This is a genomic window from Saccharopolyspora sp. NPDC050389, from assembly GCF_040655595.1.
Lineage (GTDB): Bacteria > Actinomycetota > Actinomycetes > Mycobacteriales > Pseudonocardiaceae > Saccharopolyspora.
This window is the reverse complement of record NZ_JBFAKG010000203.1, coordinates 1-4,448: the sequence shown is the minus strand read 5'-3', so window position 1 is coordinate 4,448 and position 4,448 is coordinate 1. Positions and strand designations below refer to the sequence as shown.

Annotated in this window: 3 protein-coding genes; all 3 read right to left on the bottom strand. The window is 66.6% G+C overall.

Annotated features, from left to right (window positions below; all coding sequences use genetic code 11):
* Positions 1–1,796 (bottom strand): VWA domain-containing protein (locus AB0I53_RS49300; protein ID WP_358618092.1); only part of this gene is annotated, 1,796 nt, incomplete at its 3' end.
* A 39-nt stretch (positions 1,797–1,835) separates the two neighbouring features.
* Positions 1,836–3,179: an AAA family ATPase gene (locus AB0I53_RS49295; protein ID WP_358618089.1), complete on the bottom strand. Its 1,344-nt coding sequence runs from the start codon at positions 3,177–3,179 to the stop codon at positions 1,836–1,838.
* Positions 3,180–3,753: 574 nt separating this feature from the next.
* On the bottom strand, positions 3,754–4,098 hold the full coding sequence (locus tag AB0I53_RS49290; RefSeq protein WP_358618086.1) for an Lsr2 family protein: 345 nt from the start codon (positions 4,096–4,098) through the stop codon (positions 3,754–3,756).
* Between the last annotated feature and the right edge of the window lie 350 nt (positions 4,099–4,448).

Here is a 4,448-nt window from a genome sequence, read left to right as displayed (position 1 = left end):
TGGCCGATGGCGTGTGCGGTGGCGGTGGGATCGGCGAGTGGGTGAACGGTGACGCCGTTCAGCGGACTCACATAGGGGCCTTCGGGCGCTAGCCACAACACGCCGCATCCGTTGGCGCGCAACCGATCGACGCGGCGCTGCCCTTCTCTGCGAGGGTCATACCGAAACCGGCCGTCTGAGACGATGACCAACAGCCGCGCGGCTCCGGGATGATGGAGGGCCAGAGCTCCGTCGAGGGCGTCGATGGCGCGCGGGATGTCTTCGTAGGTGTCGTCGGTGTCGAACTCGGTCACGCGCGTGGGGGCCGAGTTGGGGTGGGTGATGGCTCGTACGCGGTGCCCGAAGATCACGGTTGCGGAGGAGGCCGGAATCTGGGTGTGGTGGGCGGCGTGGGCGAGGATCCAGGCGGCGGAGGCGACCGGTCCAGCGAAGGCCGCCATGGAGCCGGACACGTCACAGGCGATGCCGAGTCGCAGGGGTGGGCTGGGTGCGATGCGCCGGGTGGTGCGGGTGAACGGTTCGGCGGTCGGGAGCGCTCCGGCGGCGCGCTGGGCGTCGGCGGCGAGTGCGCCGCGCATCCGGAGCCGCCCGGGCGGTATGGGCGAGGTTGTTTTTGTCGTGATGCGGTCGCGGATTCCGGCGGTGCTCAGGGCGTGACCGAGGCGGCGTGCGGCAGCGCGCTCGTCTGTTGTGGGGGGCCGTGTCCCTGTGATCTGGGTCCGTCCCGAACGCGGTCCGCCAATCGCGGAGAAGACCTTCCGTGCGGCGTTCGCGGCGTCGTGTTGTGCTTGGCGTTCGGTGTTCGCCGCGTCCGCTTCGGTCGTTGCGGGGTCGGTGGGAGCTTCTTCGGTAGCGACGGCTGCGGCGGTTCTCCGAGCCGCCACGGTGATTGCGCTGGCCAGCAATGACGGAGCTCCGGTCTCGCCCGACGTGGTTTTCTCGCCCGTCGACGTGATCCCAGGTGAGGGGAGGCCCGGGTCGGTCCCGAGAGCTTCACACCAGCGGCGGCCAAGATCGATCATCGGCATCGGCATCGGCATCGGCATCGGCATCGGCATCGGCATCGGCATCGGCATCGGCATCGGCATCGGCATCGGCTTGGGGGCGCCATCGTCGATGACGTGGGCGGCTAGCCACACGTCCCGGAGCGCGTCCAATGTCCGGGTTCCGAGGATTGAATCGACCACGCCGCCGACGACCGCTGTTTCGTTGGGGGTGAGGATTCCGGCGTCGGTGCGGGCCAGGAGTAGGGCGGCGGCTTTCGCGGCGGAGTGCGGCGTCATGTCCGGCGCGCGGGTGGGGTCGTTCGCGTGGGTGTCGGCGAGGATGAGGTTGGTGGCGGAGGCGCGGAGCCAGTGGCGGTCGTCGGGGCGGCGGCGGATCTGGGCGGCCTCGATGCGGGATTCTTCGAGTAGCATCGCGGCCTCCACCGCGCCGGGCGGCGCGTCGCAGGGCGGTTCCCAGATGCTGTGGCGGGCGTGGGCGCATTCGTGGGTGAGCAGGCCCCACGTGGTGGCGTAACGGGCGCGGTCGCCGAGCCGGTCCGGGGTCATGGTGGCGGGATCCACTGTGCCCAGGTGGGTGCCGTCGATTTCGATGGTGGCGTGGTGCGGGAGAAAACAGGCGGGCGCTCCATGTCCGGCACCGGGAGAGATGGTGACCAGGAGGTCTTCGCGGTCGGCGATGACCGGCACCTCGTCGGTGATCGCGGCCGACAGGCGCAGCCAGGCGGCATCACGGGCGGAGTCGAGGTGGGTCTTGTCGACAGTGGTGTCGGTGACCAGGTGAGTACTCATCGGAATCGTCCTTTCAGGACTTTCGGCGTATTCGGAGGATTAGATTCGAGTGCCGAGGGCGAGCGGTTCGATCGCGGTGCCGAACGCGTCGCGCACGGCGGACGCGACGGTTTCCCGGTCCTCGTCCGGCGCGATACCAACGAGGTTCGCAGCGGCGGCGTCCGCGCCGAGTACGGCCGAGATCCGTTCGAATGCGATCAGCTCGCGAAGCTGAGGGGCCCAGCGGATCTCGCCTTTGCGTTGGCGCGTCGCGAGATTCCGCGCCACACGCACCGCGCGGCGGTCGATCTTCAGTTGCTTGGCCAGGTCGAAATCGGTGGACACCTGGATCTGTGCGGAGAATCGCGATGACAGGGCGTCGGTGAGGACCGCGCCGTGTACCCCGGGGTTGTGTCCGGCGACGACGTAGAAGCCGGGCTCGGCGGTCACCACTTCGCCGCCGTTGGCTTTCACCGTGATCTGACGGCGTCCGTCCATGGCCGGGTACACCACGGCCAGGACTGTGGGCGGGATCAGGGTGGCGTCGTCGATGAACAGGCACCGGCCTTCACGCATCGCGGTGACCATTGGCCCGTGGACGAAAACATAACGGCCATCGGGTGTTTGGGTATATTCCCCCACGAAGTCCGCGACCGTCGTGTCACCGTCGCCCTGCACCGTGATCAGGTCGGGGAAGGCTGCCTCGACGACCGAGGTCTTCCCGGTTCCCGGTGGCCCGTACAGCAGGGCCGAGACGCCAGCGGCGCGCAGCTTGCGCAATGCGGTGACATCCGGCAACCCGGACAGCTTCCGGGGGTGGTAGGTCTGCCCGTTCGGGCGAGGCACCGGTCCGGTCACGGGCTCCTCCTCCGGCGGAACCGGAGTCGAGTGCGGGGCCTCTGGTTCTGGTTTTGGTGTGGTGGGTGTGGGTGCGGATTTCCGGGGTCGGCGTGGGGTTGTGGCGGTGCTTGCCGGTGCGCTCGGGGTGGACGCGGCACCGGTGGTCGCGGTCGTTGCCCGGTACCGTAGCGGCGCCTCCGAGGTCCGTTCGGCCTCGCCGCGATCGGCGAGGATCTGCAACGCGTTTCCGACCGCGCCCGACGAGCGACCCAACTCTTTGGCGATCTCGCGCGGCGTGGCTTCCGTTCCCGCGCGAACGGTCAGCCATTCGGCGACGATCCGCCGCAGCTCACCACTACGCAACCGCGCGCCTCCCGTAGCGCCAGGAGTCGTTGGTACGGGCTTTCCTGGCGAACCGGCGGGCGGTGTCACGTGCAATTCCCCTTCCCAAGCGGTAGGCCACACAATCGCCTTCTCCGGTTCAGCGGCGGCATCATCGGATTCGGAGGTTTCGGTGGCAGGGTGGATCGCGGCGATCAGCACGGTAGCTCCCTTGGTGAACATAGCTTCGCCCGGGGCGGTATTTCGGTGATTTCCCGGTTCCCCGGTGATGGCTCAAAGATAGCTCTGTGCCGCGCGCGCTTCAACAAATGACGACCATGTTCGCGGGACTCTTTTTAAATCACCCGATAGGGAGCGTGTAAGAATGGCGCAAATTCGGGTTTGATTTTCCGATTAGGCGCTGACTGCTAGTGCATGAACACGGCGAATAAATGGTTTTGCCTGCGTTAAAAGAGTGCAGGGAAATTGTAATAGTGGCGGGGTTCTCTGTCGGGAACTGAGGGATGGAAGACGAGTTGAGGTCGTTGTGATGTCCTGCGCGGCCGGCTGCCCGCCTCGATGTTTCTCCCGGCCTGTGGCCAGGCCAGTCGGGGATACCTGCGGATCCCCCGTAAGGCCCGCTACGCAGCGCGGGACTGCAGGCGAGCGGGCGGTCGTCTAGGCGCGTCCTCCTGCGGATCCTCCTGGTCATCCTCCCTATGCACCCTCCCTAGCGCCGACGTGGACTCGCGGTCGTGCTGGCCGCACTGGGCATGTCGGGGCCGCGGAGCTGACCGCCGCGGCCCCGCCATTTTGCCTAGTGGGCTTTGTCGTAGGCTTCGACGATCTCCGTAGGAATACGGCCTCGGTCGGACACCTGCTCACCTTGTTCGCGAGCCCACGCGCGGATGGCCTGGTTGCGTTCTTTGCTCGCGGCGTGCTGCGGCGCGGCGGTCGTGACGGCCTTGGCGGTCGTGTGCTTCCGTCCGCCGACCCGGCGTGCGTGCTCCACATAGGGTGTGAGGGTGCCCCGAAGGTCGGCGGCGTTGTCCTGGGACAGGTCGATCGCGTAGCCGACTCCATCTAGTCCGAACTCCACGGTGGCCTCAGCGGGGGTGCCGTCGATGTCGTCGACGAGCTGAACGGTGACTTTCTGGGCCATGTAGTTCCCTCCGGATGTTTCGGTATCTTGAAATGCTGGACGTTGATGCGGAAACGAATTGTAGGACAAGCGCCTGGGCTGAAAACCGCGGAGTGTCGCGTTCTTGTGGTCGCTTCGTCAGGAGGTGTCCTATGGCTGGATGTCGCGGCGGCGATGTCCTATGCTCCGCACCAAGGAGCGCCTGCAGAATTGGCGTCTCTTTGAGAGATTTCGGGACATGTTGTTGAGGTGGTGTTGTGGCTAAGAGCGTGTCTTGTTTGGATCTTGGTGGGGTTTGCGGGCATGATCTTGGTTCGTGGTTGATGAGTTGTCGCGACGGTTGGTGCCCGATGAGCTGTGGGCGTTGGTCG